This is a genomic window from Micromonospora arida (assembly GCF_042873195.1).
Classification (GTDB): domain Bacteria; phylum Actinomycetota; class Actinomycetes; order Mycobacteriales; family Micromonosporaceae; genus Micromonospora; species Micromonospora arida.
Map to the genome: position 1 here is coordinate 79,013 of NZ_JBIALC010000007.1, position 22,851 is coordinate 101,863.

Annotated in this window: 22 protein-coding genes; 15 read left to right on the forward strand and 7 right to left on the reverse strand. The window is 72.6% G+C overall.

Annotated elements, in window-relative coordinates:
• The first annotated feature begins 54 nt into the window (after positions 1 to 54).
• Complete coding sequence (locus ACFYP0_RS21230) at positions 55 to 1,110, forward strand: glycosyltransferase family 4 protein (protein WP_356976886.1); 1,056 nt, start codon at positions 55 to 57, stop codon at positions 1,108 to 1,110.
• 19 nt (positions 1,111 to 1,129) lie between these two features.
• Here ACFYP0_RS21230 and ACFYP0_RS21235 read toward each other — a convergent pair whose 3' ends face one another.
• Entirely contained in the window at positions 1,130 to 2,629 is a 1,500-nt protein-coding gene (locus ACFYP0_RS21235; RefSeq protein ID WP_386997273.1) for a serine/threonine-protein kinase, read from the reverse strand.
• A 165-nt stretch (positions 2,630 to 2,794) separates the two neighbouring features.
• On the opposite strand from ACFYP0_RS21235, the gene ACFYP0_RS21240 reads away from it, so the two are divergent.
• The 7 genes from ACFYP0_RS21240 (at position 2,795) to ACFYP0_RS21270 (ending at position 11,343) form a co-directional block, all read left to right on the forward strand.
• Positions 2,795 to 3,628, forward strand: coding sequence for a patatin-like phospholipase family protein (locus ACFYP0_RS21240; RefSeq protein ID WP_357008750.1), 834 nt, complete (start codon positions 2,795 to 2,797; stop codon positions 3,626 to 3,628).
• The gene (locus ACFYP0_RS21245; RefSeq protein WP_124853550.1) at positions 3,628 to 4,632 is read left to right on the forward strand and encodes a 1-acyl-sn-glycerol-3-phosphate acyltransferase; all 1,005 of its coding nucleotides are present in this window, start codon (positions 3,628 to 3,630) and stop codon (positions 4,630 to 4,632) included. Before ACFYP0_RS21240 ends, ACFYP0_RS21245 begins: the two co-directional genes overlap by 1 nt.
• A 21-nt stretch (positions 4,633 to 4,653) precedes the next feature.
• Positions 4,654 to 4,974, forward strand: a complete 321-nt coding sequence (gene cutA, locus ACFYP0_RS21250; RefSeq protein WP_091406014.1) for a divalent-cation tolerance protein CutA — start codon at positions 4,654 to 4,656, stop codon at positions 4,972 to 4,974.
• Positions 4,975 to 5,022: 48 nt separating this feature from the next.
• Positions 5,023 to 8,490 (forward strand): SCO7613 C-terminal domain-containing membrane protein, encoded by a 3,468-nt coding sequence (locus ACFYP0_RS21255; RefSeq protein ID WP_386997277.1) that lies wholly within the window; start codon positions 5,023 to 5,025, stop codon positions 8,488 to 8,490.
• A 136-nt stretch (positions 8,491 to 8,626) separates the two neighbouring features.
• Positions 8,627 to 9,679 (forward strand): fatty acid desaturase family protein, encoded by a 1,053-nt coding sequence (locus ACFYP0_RS21260; protein ID WP_386997279.1) that lies wholly within the window; start codon positions 8,627 to 8,629, stop codon positions 9,677 to 9,679.
• Between the two features lie 219 nt (positions 9,680 to 9,898).
• Complete coding sequence (locus ACFYP0_RS21265; RefSeq protein WP_355494496.1) at positions 9,899 to 10,192, forward strand: 4a-hydroxytetrahydrobiopterin dehydratase; 294 nt, start codon at positions 9,899 to 9,901, stop codon at positions 10,190 to 10,192.
• Positions 10,189 to 11,343: an FHA domain-containing protein gene (locus tag ACFYP0_RS21270; protein ID WP_355494495.1), complete on the forward strand. Its 1,155-nt coding sequence runs from the start codon at positions 10,189 to 10,191 to the stop codon at positions 11,341 to 11,343. Before ACFYP0_RS21265 ends, ACFYP0_RS21270 begins: the two co-directional genes overlap by 4 nt.
• A 53-nt stretch (positions 11,344 to 11,396) precedes the next feature.
• Here the strand turns inward: ACFYP0_RS21270 and rocD are convergent, their stop codons facing one another.
• From rocD to ACFYP0_RS21295, 5 genes are all read right to left on the reverse strand, one after another.
• On the reverse strand, positions 11,397 to 12,611 hold the full coding sequence (rocD, locus tag ACFYP0_RS21275; protein ID WP_355494638.1) for an ornithine--oxo-acid transaminase: 1,215 nt from the start codon (positions 12,609 to 12,611) through the stop codon (positions 11,397 to 11,399).
• Positions 12,611 to 13,426, reverse strand: a complete 816-nt coding sequence (gene ddaH, locus ACFYP0_RS21280; RefSeq protein WP_355494637.1) for a dimethylargininase — start codon at positions 13,424 to 13,426, stop codon at positions 12,611 to 12,613. The genes rocD and ddaH overlap by 1 nt, the downstream gene beginning before the upstream one ends.
• A 531-nt stretch (positions 13,427 to 13,957) precedes the next feature.
• Positions 13,958 to 14,869: a thrombospondin gene (locus ACFYP0_RS21285; protein ID WP_356976700.1), complete on the reverse strand. Its 912-nt coding sequence runs from the start codon at positions 14,867 to 14,869 to the stop codon at positions 13,958 to 13,960.
• 172 nt (positions 14,870 to 15,041) lie between these two features.
• Positions 15,042 to 15,350 (reverse strand): hypothetical protein, encoded by a 309-nt coding sequence (locus tag ACFYP0_RS21290; RefSeq protein ID WP_386997282.1) that lies wholly within the window; start codon positions 15,348 to 15,350, stop codon positions 15,042 to 15,044.
• Positions 15,347 to 15,517: a hypothetical protein gene (locus ACFYP0_RS21295; RefSeq protein WP_386997284.1), complete on the reverse strand. Its 171-nt coding sequence runs from the start codon at positions 15,515 to 15,517 to the stop codon at positions 15,347 to 15,349. The genes ACFYP0_RS21290 and ACFYP0_RS21295 overlap by 4 nt, the downstream gene beginning before the upstream one ends.
• 244 nt (positions 15,518 to 15,761) lie before the next feature.
• Between ACFYP0_RS21295 and ACFYP0_RS21300 the strand changes: the two genes are divergently transcribed.
• From ACFYP0_RS21300 to ACFYP0_RS21310, 3 genes are all read left to right on the forward strand, one after another.
• The gene (locus ACFYP0_RS21300; protein ID WP_356976696.1) at positions 15,762 to 16,649 is read left to right on the forward strand and encodes a helix-turn-helix domain-containing protein; all 888 of its coding nucleotides are present in this window, start codon (positions 15,762 to 15,764) and stop codon (positions 16,647 to 16,649) included.
• Positions 16,642 to 16,842, forward strand: coding sequence for a DUF397 domain-containing protein (locus ACFYP0_RS21305; protein WP_356976694.1), 201 nt, complete (start codon positions 16,642 to 16,644; stop codon positions 16,840 to 16,842). The genes ACFYP0_RS21300 and ACFYP0_RS21305 overlap by 8 nt, the downstream gene beginning before the upstream one ends.
• Before the next feature lie 217 nt (positions 16,843 to 17,059).
• Positions 17,060 to 17,869 (forward strand): Fpg/Nei family DNA glycosylase, encoded by an 810-nt coding sequence (locus ACFYP0_RS21310; protein ID WP_356976692.1) that lies wholly within the window; start codon positions 17,060 to 17,062, stop codon positions 17,867 to 17,869.
• 170 nt (positions 17,870 to 18,039) lie between these two features.
• Here the strand turns inward: ACFYP0_RS21310 and ACFYP0_RS21315 are convergent, their stop codons facing one another.
• The gene (locus tag ACFYP0_RS21315; protein ID WP_386997287.1) at positions 18,040 to 18,981 is read right to left on the reverse strand and encodes an aminoglycoside phosphotransferase family protein; all 942 of its coding nucleotides are present in this window, start codon (positions 18,979 to 18,981) and stop codon (positions 18,040 to 18,042) included.
• Positions 18,982 to 19,081: 100 nt separating this feature from the next.
• Here ACFYP0_RS21315 and ACFYP0_RS21320 point away from each other — a divergent pair, with 100 nt between their 5' ends.
• From ACFYP0_RS21320 to ACFYP0_RS21335, 4 genes are all read left to right on the forward strand, one after another.
• Entirely contained in the window at positions 19,082 to 19,933 is an 852-nt protein-coding gene (locus tag ACFYP0_RS21320) for an LLM class flavin-dependent oxidoreductase (protein ID WP_386997289.1), read from the forward strand.
• Complete coding sequence (locus ACFYP0_RS21325; RefSeq protein WP_355494490.1) at positions 19,930 to 20,355, forward strand: nucleoside deaminase; 426 nt, start codon at positions 19,930 to 19,932, stop codon at positions 20,353 to 20,355. The genes ACFYP0_RS21320 and ACFYP0_RS21325 overlap by 4 nt, the downstream gene beginning before the upstream one ends.
• Before the next feature lie 235 nt (positions 20,356 to 20,590).
• The gene (locus tag ACFYP0_RS21330) at positions 20,591 to 21,856 is read left to right on the forward strand and encodes an AGE family epimerase/isomerase (protein WP_386997292.1); all 1,266 of its coding nucleotides are present in this window, start codon (positions 20,591 to 20,593) and stop codon (positions 21,854 to 21,856) included.
• The gene (locus ACFYP0_RS21335) at positions 21,853 to 22,806 is read left to right on the forward strand and encodes a carbohydrate kinase family protein (protein ID WP_356976685.1); all 954 of its coding nucleotides are present in this window, start codon (positions 21,853 to 21,855) and stop codon (positions 22,804 to 22,806) included. Before ACFYP0_RS21330 ends, ACFYP0_RS21335 begins: the two co-directional genes overlap by 4 nt.
• Positions 22,807 to 22,851 lie beyond the last annotated feature (45 nt).

The following is a 22,851-nucleotide window of genomic DNA, read 5'->3' on the forward strand; positions in this document are numbered from 1 at the left end:
GCCGTGAACCACCCGCCTGCGGGCCGCCCCGAGGAGCGGTCGCTGCGCATCGCGATGGTGGTTCCGCCGTGGTTGTCCGTACCGCCGCCCGGTTACGGCGGCCTCGAACAGGTCGTCGCCGCCCTGGTGGACGCGCTCTGCGGGCAGGGGCACTCGGTGACCCTGTTCGGCGCTGGAGGTGACCACGGCACGGCGGCCGACGGCTTCGTCTCCACGGTGGCCGAGGTCCAGTACGAGCGGCTCGGCGAGTCACTGCCCGAGCTGGCACACCTGGCCCGGGTGAATCGGCTGATCAGCCCGGCCGACTTCGACGTGATCCACGACCACACCACGATCGGTCCGCTGGTCGCCGGCCGCCGGGCCGTGCCGACGGTCGCGACCGTGCACGGCAACCCGGTGGGGGAGTACGGCGACGTACTGAGCGACATCGACGCGGGCGTCGCACTGGTGGCCATCTCGCACGCCCAGCGCCGGCTGAACCCGAACCTGCCCTGGGCCGGCACGGTGCACAACGCGCTCGACATCCGCGGCTTCCCGCGCAAGCACACGCCCGGCGCGGGGCCGGTGCTGTGGCTGGCCCGGTTCAGCCCGGACAAGGGCCCGGACACCGCCATCCGGGCGTGCCGGGCGGCCGGATTGCCCCTGCTGTTGGCCGGCAAGTGCAACGAGCCGGCCGAGCGCCGCTACTACGAGCAGGTCGTCGCGCCGATGGTCGACGAGGACGTGACCGTCGTGCTCAACGCGGACCGCGAGACGACGCTGCGGATGCTTGTCGACGCGCGCTGCCTGATCATGCCGATCCAGTGGGACGAGCCGTTCGGCATGGTGATGCTGGAGGCGATGGCCACCGGCACGCCGGTCGTGGCGCTCAACCGGGGTGCGGTGCCGGAGCTGGTGCGGCCGGGGCTGACCGGGCTCGTCGTCGAGCGGTCGGAGGAGCTACCCGCGGCGTTGCTCGCGGCCGAGCGACTCGACCCGGAGGACTGCGTGGCGCACGTCGCGCAGAACTTCTCGGTCGAGCGGATGGCGAGCGGCTACGCGGAGATCTATCAGCGCTTCGCCCTCGGCCGGCACGACGTCCGCGAACCGACCCGGGTGCCGGTGCGCTGACCCACCGGTCTTCGCCGGGTCAGGCTCCGGTCGCGCCCAGCTCGGCGATGGCGGCGTCGAGCCGAGAGGCGTACGCCGGGCTGATGCCGCCCTCACCGAGACGGACGGCGACCTTCGCGCGCAGTCGGGCCACCGGCGGCGCCAGCTCCTCGCGGCCGGAGCTGACCGCCACGGTCAGGTTGCGCAGCTCGTTACGCAGGTCGAGGGCCACGTCGTCGCGGATCTCACCGGCGTTCAGGCCGGCGCCGATCAACCCGTCGACCCGGTTCGCGACCTCGGTCAGGGTGCCCGGGTTCGAGGTGGGCGCCTCGGTGGTCGGCTTCGTCGACGGTGCCGCGGTCGGCGGGGTCGACGTGATCGGCGCGGACGACCCGGGGGCCGGCGGGTCGGTCGACGGGGTCGTCACCGGCCCGGCGGAGGGCTGCGCGCGGCGGGCCGGCTGCTGTTCGGGCAGCAGGGCCACCCCGGCCAGTGTCACTCCGACGGCCAGCACCAGCAGCAACACCAGCCGCCGTCGCGACCAGCCGGACCCGGTAGCCGGCTCGCCCGCGCCGGAGGAGGTCTCGCCGTCCGAGGTGTCTCCGTCCAGTCGTGCCGCCGCCGGGACGCCGGCCGTCGCGACGGCGGGCGACTGCAGTGGCAGGGGCTGGGTGGGCACCCGGATGGTCGCCGTCGGGGGCTCGGCCGGCAGCGAGTGATCGCGGAGCGCGGTGGCGACCTGCCGGGCCGTCGGCCGATCGGCCGGGTTCCGGGCGAGGCTGCGCAGGCAGATCTGGGCCACCGGTGCGGGCAGGTCCGGTAGGTCGGCCAGCGACGGCGGCGGACCACTGGCCAGCGCGGCGCTGAGCTGCTCCCAGGTGTCCGCCGGATACGGGACCCGGCCGGTGAGCGCCTCGTGCAGCAGTACGCCGAGCGAGTAGACGTCGGTGGACGGTTGGGCTGGCGCGCCGTCAAGCCGTTCCGGGGCGACGTACGCCGGGGTGCCGAAGGTCTCGCCGTCCTCGTCCTCGTCGGGCGCGCCGATCCGGGTGGCGATGCCGAAGTCGAGCACCTTGACGCCCGTCCCGGTCATCATCACGTTGGCCGGGGTGATGTCCCGGTGCACGATGCCGAGCCGGTGCGCGGCGGCCAGCGCGTCCGCGACCTGCGCGCCCACCTGGACCGCCTCGGTCCACGGCAGCGGCCCCTCGGTGAGCCGCAGCTTCAACTCCTCGCCGGTGAGCAGCTCCATCACCACGAACGAGGTGATCGAGCCGTCCGGGTCGACCGTCTCGCCGTAGTCGTGCACGGAGGTCAGGTGTGGGTGCACCAACTGGGCGGCGGCCCGTGCCTCTTCGCGCACCATGCCCCGGAACCGCGCGTCAGCGGCGAGCGACGGGGCGAGCACCTTCAGCGCGACCACCCGGTCCAGTACCTCGTCCCGGGCACGCCAGATGACCGACATGCCGCCGGCGCCGATCTGGTCCAGAAGTCGGTATCTGCGAGCCAGCAATCGGCCCGGATGCAGTGCTGCCTTCACGGATCGCACCTGCCTCAGGGGTGGGAGCGGTATCAGGTTGCGCGAATGCGTCCTGCCTGTCAACGCCGTCGCCACCAGCCGTCGACGGACGGTGCCTGCCGTGCGCTCACCGCCGGTCGACGGCGGCCCACCGGTCGGCGGCGCGCCCGTGCCAGGATGAGAGGCATGGCGGGGGGACCGGTGGCATTCGTGCTCGGTGGCGGGGGAGTGCTCGGCGCGGTCGAGGTCGGCATGTTGCGCGCCCTGTTCCGGGCCGGCATCCAACCCGACATGGTCCTCGGCACCTCGATCGGCGCGGTCAACGGCGCGCTGGTCGCCGCCGACCCGTCCGAGGCGGTGACCGACCGGCTGGTCCGGCTCTGGGCCTCACCGGAGGCGAGCGAGGTGTACGGCGACTCGGTCTCCCGGCAACTGCGCCGCTTCGCCGCCCGCACCCACCTGCACTCACCCCGGCCGCTGCGCCGCCTGTTGGAGAACGAGCTGGGGGTGGACACCACCTTCGCCGACCTGCGGGTGCCGTTCCGCTGCTGCGCCGCCCACATCGAGCGGGCCGCCGAGCACTGGTTCGACAGCGGCCCGGTGGTGCCGGCGGTGATGGCGTCGGCCTCGGTGCCGGGTCTGCTCCCGCCGATGCAGATCGACGGCGCGCACTACGTGGACGGCGGCATCGTCAACTCCATCCCGATCGGCGAGGCGGTGGCCGTCGGCGCCCGCCGGATCTACGTCCTCCAGGTGGGTCGGATCGAACGGGAGCTGACCCCGCCCCGTCGGCCGTGGGAGATCGCGCAGGTCGCGTTCGAGATCTCCCGCCGGCACCGTTTCTTCCGGGAGATGGCGGCGCTACCGGAGGGGGTGGAGGTGCACGTCCTGCCGACCGGTGGGCTCAACCCACGCGACGACACGCCGTGGGCGTACCGGGACATGGCGGCGGTGGGACGGCGGATCAGCCGCGCGTACACCGCCTCCCGGCGCTACCTCGCTACCCACCTGGAGCGTTGATGCCGCTGCCTCCCCGGTGGCTGCGGCGGCTGCTGATCGCCCCCGCCGTCGTGCTGCTCGCCTTCCTCGTGGTCACCACGTTGCCGATCTGGGCGCTGCTCGCCGCGGCCGCGTCCCCGCTGGTCCCGGGCCGGTTGCGCCCGCTGCGACTGCTCTGGATCGGCTGCTTCTACCTGGTCTGGGACGCTGCCGCACTGCTCGCGCTCTTCCTGCTCTGGGTCGTCTCCGGCTTCGGCTGGCGGACCCGGTCGCCGGCCTTCCAACGCGCGCACTACGTGCTGGCCGGCTGGTTCCTGCGGGTGCTGTTCTGGCAGGCACATTGGACACTGCGGTTGCGCATCGACGTCGTGGGCACCGACCCGGACACCGCGCTGCCCGGCCGGCCCGAGCTGGTGCTCTGTCGACACGCCGGGCCGGGCGACTCGTTCATCCTGATCCACGGCCTGGTCAACTGGTTCCAACGGGAGCCCCGGATCGTCCTCAAGGACAGCCTCCAGTGGGATCCGGCGATCGACGTGCTGCTCAACCGGCTGCCCAACCGGTTCATCGCGCCGACCCCCGAGCGCGGCGAGGAGACGGTACGCCAGGTCGGGCACCTCGCCACCGGCCTGGACGACAACGACGCGTTCGTGATCTTCCCCGAGGGCGGCAACTTCACCCCCAGGCGTCGGCTGCGCGCCATCGCCCGGCTGCGCTCCCTCGGCCTGGAAAAGATGGCCCTGCGCGCCGAGCGGATGCGCCACGTGCTCGCCCCGCAGCCTGGTGGGATGCTCGCCGCGCTGGACGCCGCACCGGACGCCGGGGTCATCTTCGTCGCCCACACCGGGCTGGACCGGATGCTCACCGTCGCCGACGTGTGGCGGGAACTGCCGATGGACAAGCGGATCGTCATGCGGTTCTGGTCCGTGCCGCCGGAGGACGTACCGACCGGACGGCAGCAACGCATCGACTGGCTCTTCGATTGGTGGGCGCAGATTGATGCCTGGATCGCCGCTAATCGGTAGATGTCCGCGTAGGGTGCGGGCGTGGACGAGATCTGCGTGGTGACAACGGTGGTGGATGCGCGTTCGGTCGCCGACGTGCTGGCGGCTGCGGCCGTCGCCGGCAGGCTCGCCGCCTGCGCCCAGGTGGGTGGTCAGGTGGACAGCACCTACTGGTGGCGGTCCGGGATGGAGACGAGCACCGAGTGGTCGGTGCAGTTCAAGACCGCGCCGGATCGGCTCACCGCGTTGCTGGACCAGATCCGCGTCAGCCATCCGTACGAGGTGCCGGAGATCCTGGTGTCCAGGGTGGAGAGCGGCAACCCCGACTACGCCACCTGGGTGTACGAACACACCCGCTCCTGAGTACGCGCACTCTGGGTCGCACCCCGGTCGGCTGTCGATGATGACCGGGTGAACGACACCCGTTACCCCTGCCCCGCCTGCGGTGCGCCGGCCGATCTGAGCGCCGGTTGCTCCGGCTGCCGGCGGGCGCCCGACCCGATCGCCGCTGAGGTGGTTCGGCTGAGCCGGGAGGTCGCCGAGCTTGAGCCGCAGGTGGAGCGGGCTCGTCGCGCGTACACCGAGCTGGCTGGGCGGCTGTCGACCGTGTCCGGGCGGCGGGCCGAACTGGCCGCGGTCGTCCGCGCCGGGTTGGCGGCCTCGGCCGTGGCGCGCCCGGCGCCTCTCGTCGGACCGCCGCCGTCCATCGGCCCTGGCCCTGGGGTGGCGGCGGATTCGCGGCCGGGTGCGGCGGAGACCTCGACCCGGACGGTCCAAGGTCTGCTCTTCGTCCTCGGTGGACTCCTGCTGGGCACCGCGGCGGTGGTGTTCACAGCGGTCGCCTGGGCGGCGGTGGGGGTCGCCGGGCGGGCGTTGATCCTGGCGGCGTTCACCGCGCTCGCCCTGGGCGTACCCCTGCTGGCGGTCCGCCGGGGGCTGCGCGGTACGGCGGAGACGTTCGCCGCGGTGGGGTTGCTGCTGGTGGTGCTGGACGGTTACGCGGCCTGGTCGGTGGACCTGGCCGGCGTGGCCGACTGGCCGGGCAGCCGGTACGCCGCGCTGGTCGGGGGGGCCAGCGCGGCGGTCGCCGTGGCGTACGGCCGGTGGAGCGGCTTGACGGGGCCCTGGTTCGCCGCTCTGGTGGCCGCCCAGCCGGCGTTGCCGCTGCTCGCCGCTGAGGCCGGGCTGGGTGCGGCGGGGTGGGCGTTGGTCCTGCTCGGGGTGGCGTCGCTGAACCTGGCCGTGCTGGCCGCGCTGCGCGGCCGGGGAGGGGCGGCACAGCTCGTCGGCCGGGTCCTGGCCGGCGCCGGTCACGTCGCCGCGCTGGTGGGCGCCTCGGCGTGCGCGGTGGTGCCGCTGGTCAGTGGGCGGGCGGGGGGCTCGCCACTGCTGGCCGGGGTGCCGCTGTTGCTGGTCGCGCTGACCGGGTTCGGTGCGGCCTGGCTCGTCGGGGGGCGGGCGCTGCGGGCGGTGGCGGCCGGGCTGCTGGTGCCGGTGCTCGCCGCCGCCCTGCTGCGTCCGGTGGCGGAGCTGCGGCCGTCAGTGCTGCTGCTCGCGGCGGCGACTGTGGCGCTGGGGATGGCCGCCGCCGTGCGGCTCCTGCCGGCGGTGGCGGCGGTGGATGGTGGCGGCGGTTGGCGGACCGGTCCGCGGGCGGGTGCGCTGTTCGTCGCGGCGGGCACGGCGCAGGTCACCGTGTTGATCACCATCGGGCTGGCGCTCGCCGCCGTCGGCCGGTCGCTGCCGCCCTGGGGCGGGGCTGGGACGGGGCCGGACCTGCGCTGGGGTTGGCAGCTGGCACCCGCGGTGGCGCTGGCGATCGGCGCGACGGTGCTCCTGCTGCCCCGTGGCGCGCGGGCGGTGCTCGCCACGGCCGGCGCAGTGGCGGTGCTGTTCGCCGTACCCGCCGGCTGGTCGGCTTCCTGGCCTCAGGTGGTGGCCGTCGACCTGGTCGGCGGGGTCGCGCTGCTGCTCGCCGTGCTGGCCCGCCCGAGCACCCCACCGGTCGCCCTGCGCACCCGTGCGCTCGGCGGTGCCGTCCTGCTCGGGCACGGGCTGCTGGTCGCCCTGACCTCCCCGACCGGTGCCCTGGTGGCGCTCGTCGTGCTCGCCGTGGTCGGGCTGGCACTGGCCGTCCGACGGGGGGTCGGCGCGTACCGGGAGGTGGCCGGCACGGGGCTGGTGGTCGGGCAGATCGCGCTGCCCGGGATCGCTGCGGTGGCGATGTTCGCCGCGGGCGGGCCGCCCTGGTGGCAGGCCCGGCTCGCGCTGGCCGCCGCCGGGCTGTCGCTGGTCGCGGCGCTCGCGGCCCGCCGCCACCGTGCGGAGCTGATCGGGTACGCGGTGACGGGCGCCGTCGCCGCGGTGACCGTGCCCGGCCTCGCGCCGCTGGTCGGGGCGGGTGACGAGCCGCTCGTGCTGTACGCGGCGCTGGCCGCGCTGGGTGTCGCGTTCGTCGTCCACCTGCTGCCGTCGGCGAGCGTCTCCGACCAGGCGGCCCTCGGGGCCCGGCCGGCGGCCGACGGGCGCGAGTCGGCCCGGTCGGCGCTGTTGCTGGTGGCCGGCGGAACGCTGGCGGTGGTCGCCGTCCTGGCAGCCCTGCCGACGGTGCTGACCGCGCTCGGGTCGCCCTACGGCGGCTGGAACCGGCTGTGGTCGGGGGTGCCCACGGTCGTCGCAGACCTGTCGGTGCTTCCGGTCGGGTTTGCGCTGGTCGTGCTGGCGGTGGCCGGCGCGCTGGCCGGTCGGCGGGTCGGCCTGCCGGTGCCGCCCGCGCTGCCGTTCGTCGCGGCGGCGCTGCCGGTGCTGCTCGTCGCGATCGGCGCGCCGTGGCCGGTGCTGCCGGCCGCCGTTCTGCTCGCCGGCCTGGCCGCGCTGCTGTTCACCGCGCTGACGGAGGCCCGCCCGGCGCTCACACCGGTCGCCGTGCCGGTGGGCGTGGTGCTGGTGGCCTCCGGTGTGCTCGGTCTGCTGGCCACCCGGGCGGGGACGCTCGCGGCCGAGGGGGCGCTGCTGGTGGCGGCGGTCGCGGTCGCCGCCGGGGCGCGCCGGTTCGAGGTACGGGTCGCCGGTTGTCTCGCCGCCGTGGGCGCGGCGTCCGCGTTGGCGGTGACCGCCCCGCTCGCCGCCGGGCTGCCGGTGCGGGCTGCCGCGTACCCGCTGCTGGCGGTGGCCGGGTTGGTGCTTGCCGCTGCGGCGCTCACCCCGGCGCGGGTCCGGCTCGGACGGGTGCTGGACGCCACCGCGCAGGCCGTCGCGCTGGTGGCGGCGGTGCTCGCCGTCGAGGTGGCGCGGCACCTCGCCACCGTCTGCGTGCTCTGGGGTGTCGCCGTGGCGCTGCGACTGCTGCGCCGGGGCGAACCAGCCGGTCGGCGGTGGGCGTTCGCCGGGATCGCCGCCGGCAGCGAGTTGCTCGGGGCCTGGGTGCTGCTCGCCGCCGGTGGGGTGACCGTGCTGGAGGCGTACACCCTGCCCGCAGCGGCGCTCGCCGTCGGAGCGGGTCTGTTGGCGCTGCGCACCCGGCCGGGGCTGACCAGCTGGCCGGCCCTCGGCCCGGGGCTGGTCGCTGCGTTGCTGCCCAGCCTCGTGTCGGTGCTGGTCGGGGCGGACCCGCAGCCGTGGCGGCGACTGCTCCTCGGCGCCGCGGCGACCGGGGCGGTGCTGGCCGGCGCGACCCGCCGGTGGCAGGCGCCGGTGCTGCTCGGTGGCGGGGTGCTGACGCTGTTGGCGCTGCACGAGATGGCCCGGGGGTGGGATCTGCTGCCCCGGTGGATCTACCTGGGAGTCGGCGGGCTGGCGCTGGTCGGGCTCGCCGCAACCTACGAGCGGCGGCGACGTGACCTGGCTCGACTGCGCGCCGCGGTGGGCCGACTGAGCTGAGTCGAACCAGTAGGGGTAGGGCCTGCCCTACCCCCCATTCGGGGGTTGTCGGGGTTACTTACCGCTACCGCGATCGAGACACTTGACATTAAGCCCGAACTACCCCGGTACGGGCGCAAGCGGAACGGGAGCAGCGATGGCGCTCGGAGCGGTGGCGGAACCGCCGGTACGACGGCGAGGCAGTGACTACGCACAGTTGTCCCGACGGATCAGCCAGGCAGGCCTGCTGGAGCGGCGTCCCGGCTGGTACGTCACCCGCATCGTGCTCACCCTCGGCGCCTTCGTGGCCGGCTGGGTGGCCGTGTTCCTGCTCGGCGACTCCTGGTGGCAGCTCCCGCTCGCGGCGCTGATGGCGGTGGCCACCACCCAGGTCGCGTTCCTCGGTCACGACGCCGGGCACCGGCAGATGTTCCGTCGGCGTGGCCCCAGCGAGGTGGTGGGGCTGTTCGCCGGCAACGCGGCGGTCGGGCTCAGCTACGGCTGGTGGGTCGACAAGCACAACCGGCACCACGCCAACCCGAACCACGAGGACGAGGACCCGGACGTCGGCGCGGGTGCCCTGGTGTGGACGCCCGAGCAGGCGTTGGAGACCCGGGGGATCGGTCGCTGGATGGCCAAGCGGCAGGCGTACCTCTTCTTCCCGATGCTCCTGCTGGAGGGGCTGAACCTGCACGTGGCGAGCATCCGGGCGATCATCGGCCGGGAGCCGAACGGCGGGTACACCGTCCCGATGCGACACCGGGCGGTCGAGGCGGCGCTGCTCGTCGCGCACACCGCCGCGTACGTGGCGCTGCTGTTGGCGGTCATGTCTCCGGTCAAGGCGCTGCTCTTCGCCGTCGTGCACCAGGCGCTGTGGGGTCTCTACATGGGCTGCGCGTTCGCGCCGAACCACAAGGGCATGCCGATGCCGACCGCCGAGGACGAGTTGGACTTCCTGCGTAAGCAGGTGCTGACCTCCCGCAACGTGCGGGGCAGCCGACTGGTGGACACGGCGTTGGGTGGTCTCAACTACCAGATCGAGCACCACCTGTTCCCGAACATGCCGCGTGCCAACCTGCGCCGGGCCCAGCCGATCGTCCGGGCCTACTGCGTCGAGCAGGGCATCCCGTACGCGGAGACCGGGCTGGTCGAGTCGTACCGGCAGGCACTCGCTCACCTGCACGAGGTGGGGCGGCCAGTGCGCGGCTGAACGGCAATGGCCGCTGCGCGGCCGTTACGAGGACTGAGTGGTGGGGCGGGCATCTGATGATGCCCGCCCCATCGCCGTATTCCTGGACCGCGACGACCCAGATCGTCAAGGATCAGGCGAACCGATTGATGAAGTGAGACCGAGGACGGTTCGGTCAGGGACTGATCCGGACCGGTGGCGCGTCCGGCTCGCCAGACGCGCCACCGGTAGGGTCTGGTCATGGCAGACCTGCTCACCGCGGACGCGGTGCGAGAAGAGCTGGGCCGATTGCCCGACTGGTCGGGTGACCCGACCGGCATCGGTCGTACCGCTCAGCTCGGCAGTTTCCCGGCGGCCATCGCGGTGGTGGACCGGGTGGCGACGGTGGCCGAGGAACTCGACCACCATCCCGACATCGACATCCGATGGCGGACCCTGACCTTCCGCTGTGTCACGCACTCGGCCGGTGGGGTCACCCACCGGGACATCGAGCTGGCCCGGCAAATTGACGACATCGTCCGGAGTGCGGCATGAGATTCGAGATCAGCAAGGTTCTGGATGCCATCGAGGGTCGGGTCTGCACGGACCCGTCACTGGCCCGAGCCGTGGTCGACCTGGCCGAGGTGATTCGCTACCAGGACATCGACGGTGGTCGGCCGGCCAGCCTGCTACGCCTCGGCATGGTCATCGACGCGCTCTCCCGTGAGCTGGAGGAGGACAGCGTCCAGGTCTACGCGGTGGTGCACCGGGCGTTGCTCTCCGACGCCGACCTCACCTCGAACGAGCGGATGGTGGTCCGGCGCTGGGCCGACGACGGGCTCGTCGAGGTGCTCGACAACCCGGGCGACCGGATGCTGGAGGTCGCCGACCTGCTCGGTCTGCCGGTGCTCAGCCGGGTCCGCTTCGACGGGCTGCGCGGGCGTTTCCCGTGGCTGGTCGAGCAGCCTGGCCGGGTCGTCGCGCCGGTGCCGGGCGCCGGTGGGCCGGTGTTCATCGCGCACGTCGGTGGTGGGCACTCGCCGGTGGCCGGCAAGCGTTCGCCGACCGGCGTCAAGCTGCTGGCTCGCCAGTGGCGCTGCCCGGAGTCGGGCTGCGCGCTGTTCGGCGGCGGTGGTGGGGGTGGCGCGTTCGCCGACCTGGCCGGTGGTGCCGACCGCAGCCCCGCCGCGCAGCCGCCGCCCGCGTTGCGCAACGGCGTGCCGACCTGCCCCCGACACGGCGTACGGCTCGGTGACGGCGGCCCGCGTCCGCGTACGGAGGTGCTCGCGGTGCGCGTCGGCGGCCTGGTCCGGCGGCGGTTCGTGCTCAGCGAGGAGCAGCCGGTCGTGGCTGGTCGGGCTCCCGAGCAGGACGGCGGGATCATGCTCGGGCAGTGGCTCAACGATGAGGCCCGACGCTGGATCAGCCGTGGTCACGTCCGCTTCGAGCTGCGGGTCGGCGAGGTCATCGTGACCGACGTCAGCACCAACGGCTCCGGCATCCGCCCGGCTGGTTCGATGACCGAGTCGGACCGGATCCCGCTGGCACCTCAGCAGTCCCGGGTGCTGGGCGAGAACGACATGGTGGAGCTGTACCCGGGGGTGCAGATCGGTCGGGCCGAGGAGTTGCCCACCGGTGCCCCGTTCACCCCCACCTCGGTGATGGCCGAGGCACCGACGATGGCGATGCGCCTGCCCCGCCCCTGACGCGAAAGGCGGGCGTCGGAACTCCGACGCCCGCCTTTCACCACGTTCCTGGGTCAGCCGGCCAGTACCTCGGCCAGCTGGGCCACCGCCAGGTCGATCTCCTCCTCGGTGATGACCAGGGGTGGGGCGAGCCGGATGGTGGAGCCGTGGGTGTCCTTGGCGAGGACTCCGCGCGCGGCCAGCCGTTCACACGCCTCCCGACCAGTCATCAGCGCCGGGTCGATGTCCAGACCGGCCCACAGGCCACGGACGCGCACCCCGACCAGGCCCTTGCCGAGCAGCCCTTCCAGGCCGGCCCGCAGCCGATCACCCAGCTCGGCCGAGCGGCGCTGGAACTCGCCGGTGGCCAGCAGCCGGACCACCTCGATCGCCACCGCGCAGGCGAGCGGGTTGCCGCCAAAGGTGGAGCCGTGCTGGCCGGGCTTGAGGACGCCGAGCACGTCGGCGTTCGCGGCCACCGCGGACACCGGCACGATGCCGCCGCCGAGCGCCTTGCCGAGCAGGTACATGTCCGGCACGACGCCCTCGTGGTCACAGGCGAAGGTCGCGCCGGTACGCCCCAGGCCCGACTGGATCTCGTCGGCGATGAACAGCACGTTGCGCTCGGTGCAGACCTGGCGTACGCCCGGGAGGTAGCCCTCCGGCGGCACCACCACACCCTGCTCACCCTGGATCGGCTCCAGCAGCACGGCCACGGTGTTCTCGTTGATCGCGGCGGTCAGCGCGTCCAGGTCGCCGTACGGCACGACAGTGAACCCCGGGGTGTACGGCCCGAAGTCGGCGCGGGCGTCCTCGTCGGTGGAGAAGCTCACGATGGTGGTGGTCCGCCCGTGGAAGTTGCCCTCGGCGACCACGATGTTGGCCTGCCCGGCGGCCACGCCCTTGACCTGGTAACCCCACTTGCGGGCCACCTTGATCCCGGTCTCCACCGCCTCGGCGCCGGTGTTCATCGGCAGCACGAGGTCCTTGCCGCACAGCTCGGCCAGCTCCCGGCAGAAGTCGGCGAACTGGTCGTGGATGAACGCACGGCTGGTCAGCGTCAGCCGGTCCAGTTGGGCGTGCGCGGCGGCGATCAGCTGCGGATGCCGGTGACCGAAGTTCAGCGCCGAGTAGCCGGCCAGGCAGTCCAGGTAGCGGCGGCCGTCCACATCGGTGAGCCAGGCGCCCTCGGCGGACGAGATCACCACCGGCAGCGGGTGGTAGTTGTGCGCGGTCCAGCGCTCGGCGTCCCGGACCGCTCCCGGCGTACGCAGCTTGTCATCCACGATCACTTGCTTGCCTTTCCCTGACGGAGTCGCAGCGTGCAGCACTTCGGTCCGCCGCCGGCCTTACGTAGCTCGGACAGGTCGACCCCGATGGTTTCGTAGCCCCGGTCGCGCAGCTTGGCGGCCAGGTCGGTGGCCTGCGCGGGCAGCACAACGTGCCGCCCGTCGCTGACCGCGTTCAGCCCCAGCACCTCGGCGTCGGCCATGGTGGCGTGCACCGCGTCGGGGAAGAGCCGGCGCAGCACAGCCTGGCTGCCCGGGGAGAACGCCTCCGGCAGGTACGCCACGGTCCGCTCGTCGAGCACGGTCAACGCGGTGTCCAGGTGGTAGAAGCGCGGGTCGACCAGTTGCATGGTGACCACCGGGTAGCCGAAGACCTCCTGCAACTGGGCGTGTGCGGCGTGCGCTGTGCGGAAGCCGGTGCCGGCCAGCAGGTGGTCACCGGCCAGCAGGACGTCGCCCTCGCCCTCGTTGACGTGCTTCGGGTCGTACATCTCGAAGCCCGCGGCCTCGAACCAGGCTCGGTACGCCGGCGCCTCGTCGGCGCGCTGCGGGTCGCGGAACTGCACGGCCATCGCCTTGCCGTCGATCACGGTGCCGCCGTTGGCGGCGAAGACCATGTCGGGCAGGCCGGGCACCGGAGTGATCTCCTCGACGGTGTGGCCCAGGCCAAGGTATGTCTGGCGCAGCTGCTCCCACTGCCGGACGGCCAGCGCGGCGTCGACCGGCGCGCTCGGGTCCATCCAGGGGTTGATCGCGTAATCGACGGCGAAGTACGTCGGCCGGCACATCAACAGGCGCTGGCTGGTGGCGTCCATCGTCATTGTCCTGCTCCCAGGGGTCGGGCGCGCCCGGCCACCGTGGCCCACGGGCTGGCGCCGTTGCTCAACGGTATGCGGCGTCAGCGGCAGGATCCACCACCGAGAGTTGCGCAGACCGAAGATTCGTTGCGTCTGGGCGGCATGTAGCTACCAATCGTTGCGCGGCGGCGGCGCGGGTTGGAGTTTCGTGTTTCCGGCCACCTGCCGCAGGGCCTTCGCGGGGCCTTTGCTCTGCTGCCTCAGGTGCGCCACCCGCGGGCCGGATGCCGGCCCTGCGAGTGGCGCATTGGGGGCAGCAGAGCAAAGGCGGCAGGCAGGGGTGGGCGGCCCGTCGCTGTCCGTAGGGCTTCCGGTCGGCCGGCGAGCCATCCCCAGGAAACGAACTGCCGGGCCCCGGACACACTTCAGGGGCGGCGAACCGCCGCCCCTGAAAGGGTGTCTCCCGGCCGGTGAACCACCGGACTGATCGGGCTGCCGGCGAACCGCCGGCTTTCGCCGGTGGATCACCGGCGAGCGGAACAGTGCCCGCTAGAAACGATCCACAAACTGTGAGTCGAGCCACTCCCGGAAGCGCGGCACCCAGTCGCCGTCGGTGGTCGGCCAGTCGAACTGGCCGGTCATCGCGAGCACCCCGATCACGACCGCGGCCAGCCCGATCAGCACACCGAAGAGCGCGTCGGTCTTGCCGGCGACGTGCCGGCGACGGGTGGCCATCAGGCCGAGCACCGCGAGCACCGCACCGAACGCGCCGAGCCCGATGCCGTACCCGGCCAGGGTTCCGGTCAGCACGAACATCGCGCCGGCGACCGAGACGATCAGGCCGAGGGTGGCGAGCAGGCTGGCCCGCGGCTTCGGGCCACGCGTCACCGGCGGCTCGGGCGTGCTCACGCCCGGGGTCGGGTCGACCGGGCGGTCGGTGGTAACCCGGTCGGTGGTGTCGGGCCGACGGGTGGTGCTGTCGAGGTCCGCGTCCCGCTCGGCGGCACGCGCCGTGGTCGGGACGACGGTGGGCCGGGACTCGGTCTCCACCTTGTTGGCGGTGCCGGTGCGGGGCTCGGGTGTGACCGGGCTGGTCGTGCCGTTCACCGGCTCGGGTGCGACCGGGCGGGCCGTGCCGCCGTTCACGGGTTCGGGTGCGACCGGGCGGGAAGCGGTGCCCCGGGACTCGGTCTCCACCGGTCGCGCGGTGGCGGCTCGGGCCACGGCCGCCCGCTCATTGGCCCGCCGCTCGGCCTCGCTGGTCTGGCCGCCGGTCGCTTCGGCGCTGCGGTACGTCGTCTGGTCGGCGTCCCGGTCGGTGACCACCGGGCGGCCGACGCTGTCGTCGGACTGACCGGTCTCGGTGACCGGGGTGTCGCGGCCGTCCACGCGGCCGTCGAGGTTCTCGTCCCGCGTCGGTGCCGGCTCGGACCGGCGGGACAGCGAAGGAATCCTGACCACTACACACCTCCTGATGAATGCGTGGTGGCCGACGGAAAGGGTGGCACCCACGCGGTGTCGGCCCTCAAATACCCACCTGGGCGTTTCCTGACACCAATCCTGGGTACGCCCGCCGAAGCCGGCCCGGTCCGGTCTTGATCGGCTCGGCATTCTGGAAGTCGCGGTGTCCCGCCTACCTGGACACCCCGGTTTCCTTGAACCCGAGTCGATCAGCGGCGGATCGCGGTGGACCTGCCCGGTGGGGCGTGAGCACGGAAGCGGCGCGCAGCAGCCGCACGCCGGCCTGCTGCACGAACACCTCCCGCTTGTCGACGGCACGGCCCTTGTCGTTCAGTACGTAACCCGTCAGCCACACCCAACCGTGGTAGGTCGGGCGCGCATCCACGCTCACCAGCCGAAGGCGCAGCGCCCGGTCGCCGGCGAACTGCACGGAGCACGCCTCGCCGATCTGCAGCAGGTCGCCGGGCTTCAGGTCGGTCACGTCGGCCAGTGCCCGCGGCTGATCGGGATGCGGTGCCGCGCCCGGCAGGGCAGGTCCGCGCCGCAGCGGCACACCGTGCGCCAGCGCGTCCAACTCCAGACCGGACGGTGGCGGCGGGCGAGGGTCAGCGCGGTGACCAACAGATATTCATTGTACGAGACGCGCATTGTGGCGCCCTCCCCGAGGAATGGCCCCGCACCGGCCCGTGTATCAATTCGTGGGATGAGGCGAAGGGCTATTGTCGACGCAATTTATGGGATCCCTGACGCGTGACAGCATGTTTCATGCTGGCCACCTTGTGCAACGCCCCGACCCGCTTTAACCTCAGGCCATATTGACGCACGAGGAATGGTAAGAAAATGCGCTCGGGGCGAAACAATCGGTGTTGCAGGAGGAGAGCGGTGATGTTGCATGGTGGATGAAACAGGCGGGTCCACGGTTCCTCGGCGGCAGCTCGGGCGGCTGCTCACGCAGCTTCGGGAGGACGCCTCGGTGACACTGGACGCTGTGGCGAAAGCACTGGACTGCTCCCGGCAGAAGGTGTGGCGCATCGAGAAGGGGTTGGTCCCGGTGCGCGTGGTGGACGCCCGCGGGATGTGCGTCCTCTACCGGGTGACCGACGCCATGGGGGAGATCGTCGCCAGCCTCGCGAAGGAGACTCGCGCCAGGGGTTGGTGGCATTCGTACGGTGATGTCGTTCCGTCGTGGTTCTCGCTGTACGTCGGCCTGGAATCGTCGGCTGCCGCGCTACGCCAATATGACGCCGAGTTGATCCCCGGCCTTCTGCAGACCCGGGAGTACGCCAGCGAGCTGTTCCGCCGGAAGAATCCGACGATGCGCGATGAGGATCGGGAGAAGTTGGTGGAGGTGCGGCTGCAACGGCAGGGCATCCTTGTGCGCCGTCTGCCCACCGCGCCCACCCTGCGGGTCGTGCTGAGCGAGGCAGTGTTGCGGCGCACGATCCCCGACCGGCGGGCGATGGTTCAGCAGTTGCGGCACCTGCTCGACGTTGCCGCGCTGCCGAACGTGAGTCTGCGGGTGTTGCCGCTCGCCGCCGGGCCGCCGCTGGCCAGCGAGACCGGCACCTTCGTCCTGCTGGACTTCCCGCAGGCCTTCGGAAGGGCGTCGACCGAGCCGACCACCGTCTATCTGGAGAACATCACCGGGGCGCTCTATCTGGACAAGCCAGCCGAGGTCGCCGCCTTCGAACATGTCTGGTCGGACCTGGAAGCGCTCGCCTCGGGTGAGGCAGAATCGGAGAAAATGATCACTTCGATCATCGAGGAGCATCATGACTGATCTTGCCGGTGCCACCTGGCGTAAGAGCACCCGCAGCGGCGGGAGTGGAGGCAACTGCGTCGAGGTGGCCGACAACCTCCCCGGCGTCGTGGGCGTACGCGACAGCAAGGACCCGACCGGCCCCGCGCTGACCTTCGCCCCAGCGACCTGGGCCGCGTTCGTCAGCGGCGTCACGGTGCAGCGCCAGGGCTGACCCGCCCGGAACCGCGCCAGCCCACCTCGATCGACTCGCCTTCCTGGAAACCGGGGTGTCCCGCCCATCGCAACACCCCGGTTTCCTGAAACCCGAGTCGATCAACAGCGGTGGCCCCGAGTCGATCGGAGTGCCGGGTCGGTCAGCGTGCGGCCCGGTCGGGCGGGGTCGGTCAGCGTGCGGCCCGGTCGGGCGGGGCTGGCTATCCTTGGCACCTGTGCCAGAGGGACACACGATCCATCGCCTGGCGGCCCGGCACGCCGAGTTGTTCGCCGGGGACAAGCTGCACGCCGCCAGCCCGCAGGGCCGCTTCGCCGAGGGCGCAGCCCAGCTCTCCGGGACCGTGCTGGAAGGCACCGAGGCGTACGGGAAGCACCTGCTGCACCACTACGCCGGCGAGCTGACGTTGCACGTACACCTCGGGTTGTACGGCAAGTTCACCGACGGGCCGGGGGAGCCGCCGGAGCCGGTCGGGCAGGTGCGACTACGGCTGGCCAGCGACCGACACTGGCTCGACCTGCGCGGGCCCACGGCCTGTGAGCTGCTCACCCCACCCGAGGTGGCCGCGCTGCGGGACCGCCTCGGGCCGGATCCGTTGCGCGCCGAAGCCGACCCGGAGAGGGCGTACGCCCGGATCGCCCGCAGCCCCACCCCTCTCGCCGCGCTGCTGCTGGACCAGTCGGTGGTGGCCGGCACCGGTTTGATCTTCGTTACCGAGGCGCTGTTCCGGGCCGGGCTGCCGCCGACGATGCCCGGCCGGCAGTTGACCAGGACCGGCTGGGACGCGCTCTGGGGCGACCTGGTCGGCTTGATGCGGCTCGCGGTCGAGCACGGCCGGATCGACACGGTCCGCGACGCGCACCTGCCGGAGGCGATGGGCCGGCCGGCGCGAGTGGACCGGCACGGCGGCGAGGTGTACGTCTACCGCCGCCCGGGAGCACCGTGCCACGTCTGCGGCACCGAGGTCAGCCGCGGCGAGTTGGCCGGCCGCAACCTGTACTGGTGCCGTACCTGCCAGGCCGGCTGAACAGCCCTGCCCGCCCCCCGCCCCGCCCCGCCCCCCGCCCCCCGCCCGTCGCGCCGATCTTGCAGTTTCTGTTGTCGAAGTGGGTTGATATGCACCATAGGTCGGGACAGGAAGTGCAAGATCGCGGAGCTGGGTCGGGCACCACCACCCCGTGATCGCCGAGCCGGAGCTCAATCGGTGTCGAGCAGCCAGCGGACCACCTCGATCTTCTCGGGGAAGACTGTGTCGTCGGCGAGGCTCCAGGCCAGCGTGTGGCCGATCGTCCAACCTCGGACCCGTTCCCGGTCCAGCCCCAGTTCGGTGCTGAGCCGGTCCAGCCGGTGCCGGACGGCAGCTGGTGAGTGGCCCAACTCCGGGCCGCGCACCATCGGTACGACCGAGAACGCCCGTTCCCCGGTCAGCGGCTTCGGGTCGATCGCCAGCCACGGTCCTCGGTCGGCGGCGAGGGCGTCGGCGGCGAGGGCGTCGGCGGCGAGGGCGTCGGCGGCGAGGGCGTCGGCGGTGAGGGCGTCGGCGGCGAGGATGTTGCCGGCGTGCAGGTCCTGGTTGACCAGCACCTGCTCGCCCTGGCTCGACGCCAGGCCGGTGAGCAGGTCGAGCGCCGCGTCCAGCAGCCGCCGCTCGTACGGCCGGCCGGCCCGTTCCCAGGCCCGGGGCATCCGGTCGATCCAACCTGCGGCCTCCTGTGCCAGCGGCGTGAACGGCGCGCCGGCCGGTCGCCAGAGTCGGGGGAGCAGTCCGACCACCACGTCCAGCGCTCGGTCCGGCGGAAGGTCGTGCAGGGGAGTGCCGGGCTGACAGCGTTCGAGCAGCAGGGCACGCCGCCCGGGGTCGTGGGCGAGCAGGCGGATCGCCGCGTCACCGTCCCAGTGGGTCAGGGCGTCGGCCTCGTGCCGGCTCTCCTCGTCGGGGTACTGGAGCTTCAGAACTGCCGCCGTGCCGTCGGGCAGGTGGGCGGGGAGCGCCAGTGAGGCGTACGCCTGCCGGAAGGGCGGGCCGACCCGCAGCGACCACCGTTCGGCGCACTCCGTCAGCCACGTCGGGAGCGCGGCCAGCCAGGCGCGACCGGCGGGTGATGCGCGTACCCAGTCGAGTCCCTCGGGCAGATCCATCCGGCGCTCCTGAGTCGTGCGGCAATTCGTGCCGAACTGCCAGCTGATTCAGCCGGGCCACGGCGTTCACACACCGGTCCACAGTGGCTAGCGTGGACGGGTGCAGATTGGTGTGAACGTACCGAACTTCGCCCCGGGCACCGACCCCGACGTCCTGCGTCGGTGGGCGCAGACGGTGGAGGGTCTCGGCTTCGACCTGTTGATGGTCTCCGATCACATCGCGGTGACCCCGGACGTGGCCGAGCAGTATCCGGCGCCGTTCTACGAGCCGTTCACCACGCTGTCCTGGCTGGCCGGGGTGACCAGCCGGGTTCGGCTGGGCACCACGGTGCTCATCGTCCCGTACCGGCACCCGCTGCTCACCGCCCGGATGGCGGCGAACCTCAACCGGCTCAGCGGCGGCCGGCTCGTTCTCGGTGTCGGCGTCGGTTGGGCCCGGCAGGAGTTCGAGGCGCTCGGCGTGCCGTTCCGGCAGCGCGGCGCGCTGACCGACGAGTACCTGCACACCATGCGCGAGGCCTGGAAGGACACCGAGGACTACGACACGGCGCCGATCCCGATCTGGGTCGGTGGCAACAGCGAGGCCGGCATGCGGCGCGCGGTACTGCTCGGTGACGCCTGGCACCCGCTGCGGGTCACGCCGGCACGGCTGGCCGAGGCGGTCGGACGGCTGACGGACATCGCTGACGAGCTGGGTCGCACGGTGCCCGCGTTGGTGCCGCGGATCGCGCTCCAGGAGACCCGAGAACCGATCACCGACCCGGACCGGCTGGCCGGTGTCGGCACCATTGATCAGATCGTCGCCGACCTGGACCAGCTTCGTGGGTTCGGCGCGGAGACGGTGGTGCTGGACCCGTTCAACGGCGACCTGACCGAGATCCGCCAGCCCGAACGCGCCTGGCGGACCCTTGCGGCCGTGGCCGCACATCACGCAACCCAGGAGGACCGATGACCCCCGACGACGAGAAGTTTCTCCGCCACGCCGTGGAAATCGCCAGGCGGGCGGGGGCTTCCGGCGAACGGCCGTTCGGCTCGTTGCTGGTCGACGCGTCCGGCGTCGTCCTGATCGAGGACCACAACACAGTGGTCTCCGACGCGGACATCAGCGCCCATCCGGAGTTGAAGCTGGCCCGCTGGGCGGCTCGGGAACTCTCCCCCGAGGTGGCCGCCGGCACCACCATGTTCACCAGTTGTCAGCCCTGCGCGATGTGCGCGACGGCGATCGACCGGTCCGGCCTCGGGCGGGTGGTGTACGCGCTGTCCACCGAGCAGTTCGAGGAGGTCAAGCCGGCCACCCCACCGCTGCCTCCGGTCCGCTACGAGGGGCCGGCGCTGTTCGACGAGGCACGCCGGCCGATCGACGACTACTACTGACCGAAGCTGCCCTGGGGCGGTGTGACGCAGCCGGAATTGACAGTCGGCCGGCTGCCGGAGCAGGGTTGAGCGGTGACAACGATGTCAACGGGCAAATGGGAGGAAAGCCTCCCGCCCCGTGCCGACCCTGGCCAGTCGATTCGTGGCGTACCGTTGGCGATTTTGCGGCGCGGACCCGGTCCGTCCGCCGATCCTGGCCGTATGTCCCTTTCCTACCCGACGGTGACCAGCTGAAATGACCGACGTGCCCCGATCCGACGCCGCAACGACCCCTGCTCCGGCGGGGTCACCAGACCTGCCCGATCTGGACGAGTTCCTCGTCGACCAGACCCGGACGCTGCTCGACACCGCCCGCCGCTCGGTCCGGCCCGAGGGCGGCTTCTGTTGGCTCACCGACGACCGCACCCCGGATCGCGGCGAACCGATCCACACCTGGATCACCTGCCGGATGACCCACGTGGCCGCCCTCGCCCACCGCAACGGCGATCCGGACGCCGCCGCCCTGGTCGACCACGGGATCGCCGCGCTCAGCACGCTGCTGCGCGACGACCGGTACGGCGGCTGGTTCGGCGCGGTGGACCAGCAGGGAGTGCCCGTCAACGACCGCAAGGCCGGCTACGACCACGCATTCGTGCTGCTCGCCGCCTCCAGCGCCGCGCGCGCCGGACGGCCCGGAGCGGACCGGCTGCTCGCCGACGTGCTGACCGTCGTGCGGGACCGGTTCTGGGACGACGACGCCGGCGCGGTCCGCGAATCGTGGAACCGGGACTGGACGGTCACCGAGGACTACCGGGGCGCCAACAGCAGCATGCACATGGTCGAGGCTTTTCTCGCCGCTGCCGCCGCCACCGGTGACGCGAGCTGGGCCGACCGTGCCCTGCGGATCGCCACCCACCTCGTGCACGGTGAGGCGGCCCGACACGACTGGCGGCTGCCCGAGCACTTCACCACCGACTGGACGCCGCTGCCCGACTACAACCGGGACCAGCCCGCCGACCCGTTCCGGCCGTACGGCTCCACGATCGGGCACTGGCTGGAGTGGGCCCGGCTGCTGCTGGAGTTGGAGGCGGTGCTGCCGCAGCCACCCCGCTGGCTGCTCGCCGACGCCCGCGCCCTGTTCGCCGCCGCCGTGCGTCGCGGCTGGGCGGTCGACGGCGCGGACGGCTTCGTCTACACCATCGACTGGGACGACCGGCCGGTGGTGCGAGCCCGGATGCACTGGGTTCTCGCCGAGGCCATCGGCGCGGCGATCACCCTGCACCGCCGTACCGGGGACACGGTCTACCTCGACTGGTACCGGGTCTTCTGGGCGTATGCCCGCCGCAGTCTCATCGACCAGACCGGATGGCGGCACGAGTTGGACGCGGAGAACCTGCCCGCCGACACGGTCTGGCACGGCCGACCGGACGTCTACCACGCCTACCAGGCGGTACTGCTGTCCCGCGCGGCCGACGGGCTCGGCGGCCCCGGCCCGCTCGCACCGGGGGAGGTGACCGCGTGATCGTCGTCGCGGGTGAGGCGCTGATCGACCTGGTCGTCACCGCCGAGGGGCAGCGGCCCGTGCCCGGTGGCTCCCCGGCGAACGTCGCGGTCACCCTGGCCCGGCTCGACCAGCCGGTACGGCTGCTGGCCCGGCTCGCCAACGACGAGTACGGCCGGCAACTCGTCGAGCATCTGAGCGCCAACCGGGTGGACCTGGAGTGGGCGGTACGCGCCGAGGAGCCCACGTCGGTGGCGGTGGCCACCCTGAACGCCGCCGGGCAGGCCAGCTACGAGTTCCGGCTGGCCGGTGCGGCCGACTGGCAGTGGACGCCGCAGGAGCTGCCCGAGCTGGCCGGGTCACCGGCGATCGCGCTGCACACCGGGTCCCTCGCGCTCGCGTTGGCACCCGGCGCGGAGGCGCTGGAGGGCCTGCTCGCCCGGGAACGCCAGCGCGACGGGCTCACCGTCTCCATCGACCTCAACCTGCGCCCGAGCATCGTCACCGACCGGGCGGCGGAGCAGGAACGGGTACGCCGGCAGATTCGCCTCGCACACCTGGTCAAGGCCAGCGACGAGGACCTCGCCTGGCTCTACCCGGACCGTTCGGTGGCCGACGTGATGACCGAATGGCGTACGGCCGGTGTGTCCTGCGCCGTGGTGACCCGGGGCGGCGACGGCGCCTGGCTGCTCGCGCCGGACGGCTCGCTGCACGAGGAGCCAGCGGTCCGCACCACGGTGGTCGACACCGTCGGTGCCGGCGACTCGTTCACCGGTGGCCTGCTGGCCGCACTGGCCGGCTTCGACGCGCTCGGTGACCGGCCGGCCGACCGGCTCGCCGCGGTGACTCCGCAGCAGTGGGCGGAGGTGCTCCGACAGGCCGCCACGGTGGCCGCGCTGACCTGCGCCCGCCGAGGCGCCAACCCCCCGACAAAAGCAGAGCTCGAAGCCCTCCTACATCCCGCAAACTAACCCCACCCCACCCCACCCCCGCCCCACCCCGCACCCGCGATCTTG

Bases quoted from the DNA above. Each gene is read 5' to 3' on its own strand.
- ACFYP0_RS21230 (WP_356976886.1), top strand. From the start codon at position 55: ATGGTGGTTCCGCCGTGGTTGTCCGTACCGCCGCCCGGTTACGGCGGC.
- ACFYP0_RS21240 (WP_357008750.1), top strand. From the start codon at position 2,795: ATGGCGGGGGGACCGGTGGCATTCGTGCTCGGTGGCGGGGGAGTGCTC.
- ACFYP0_RS21245 (WP_124853550.1), top strand. From the start codon at position 3,628: ATGCCGCTGCCTCCCCGGTGGCTGCGGCGGCTGCTGATCGCCCCCGCC.
- ACFYP0_RS21260 (WP_386997279.1), top strand. From the start codon at position 8,627: ATGGCGCTCGGAGCGGTGGCGGAACCGCCGGTACGACGGCGAGGCAGT.
- ACFYP0_RS21265 (WP_355494496.1), top strand. From the start codon at position 9,899: ATGGCAGACCTGCTCACCGCGGACGCGGTGCGAGAAGAGCTGGGCCGA.
- ACFYP0_RS21270 (WP_355494495.1), top strand. From the start codon at position 10,189: ATGAGATTCGAGATCAGCAAGGTTCTGGATGCCATCGAGGGTCGGGTC.
- ddaH (WP_355494637.1), bottom strand. From the start codon at position 13,426: ATGGACGCCACCAGCCAGCGCCTGTTGATGTGCCGGCCGACGTACTTC.
- ACFYP0_RS21295 (WP_386997284.1), bottom strand. From the start codon at position 15,517: ATGCGCGTCTCGTACAATGAATATCTGTTGGTCACCGCGCTGACCCTC.
- ACFYP0_RS21300 (WP_356976696.1), top strand. From the start codon at position 15,762: ATGGTGGATGAAACAGGCGGGTCCACGGTTCCTCGGCGGCAGCTCGGG.
- ACFYP0_RS21305 (WP_356976694.1), top strand. From the start codon at position 16,642: ATGACTGATCTTGCCGGTGCCACCTGGCGTAAGAGCACCCGCAGCGGC.
- ACFYP0_RS21315 (WP_386997287.1), bottom strand. From the start codon at position 18,981: ATGGATCTGCCCGAGGGACTCGACTGGGTACGCGCATCACCCGCCGGT.
- ACFYP0_RS21325 (WP_355494490.1), top strand. From the start codon at position 19,930: ATGACCCCCGACGACGAGAAGTTTCTCCGCCACGCCGTGGAAATCGCC.
- ACFYP0_RS21330 (WP_386997292.1), top strand. From the start codon at position 20,591: ATGACCGACGTGCCCCGATCCGACGCCGCAACGACCCCTGCTCCGGCG.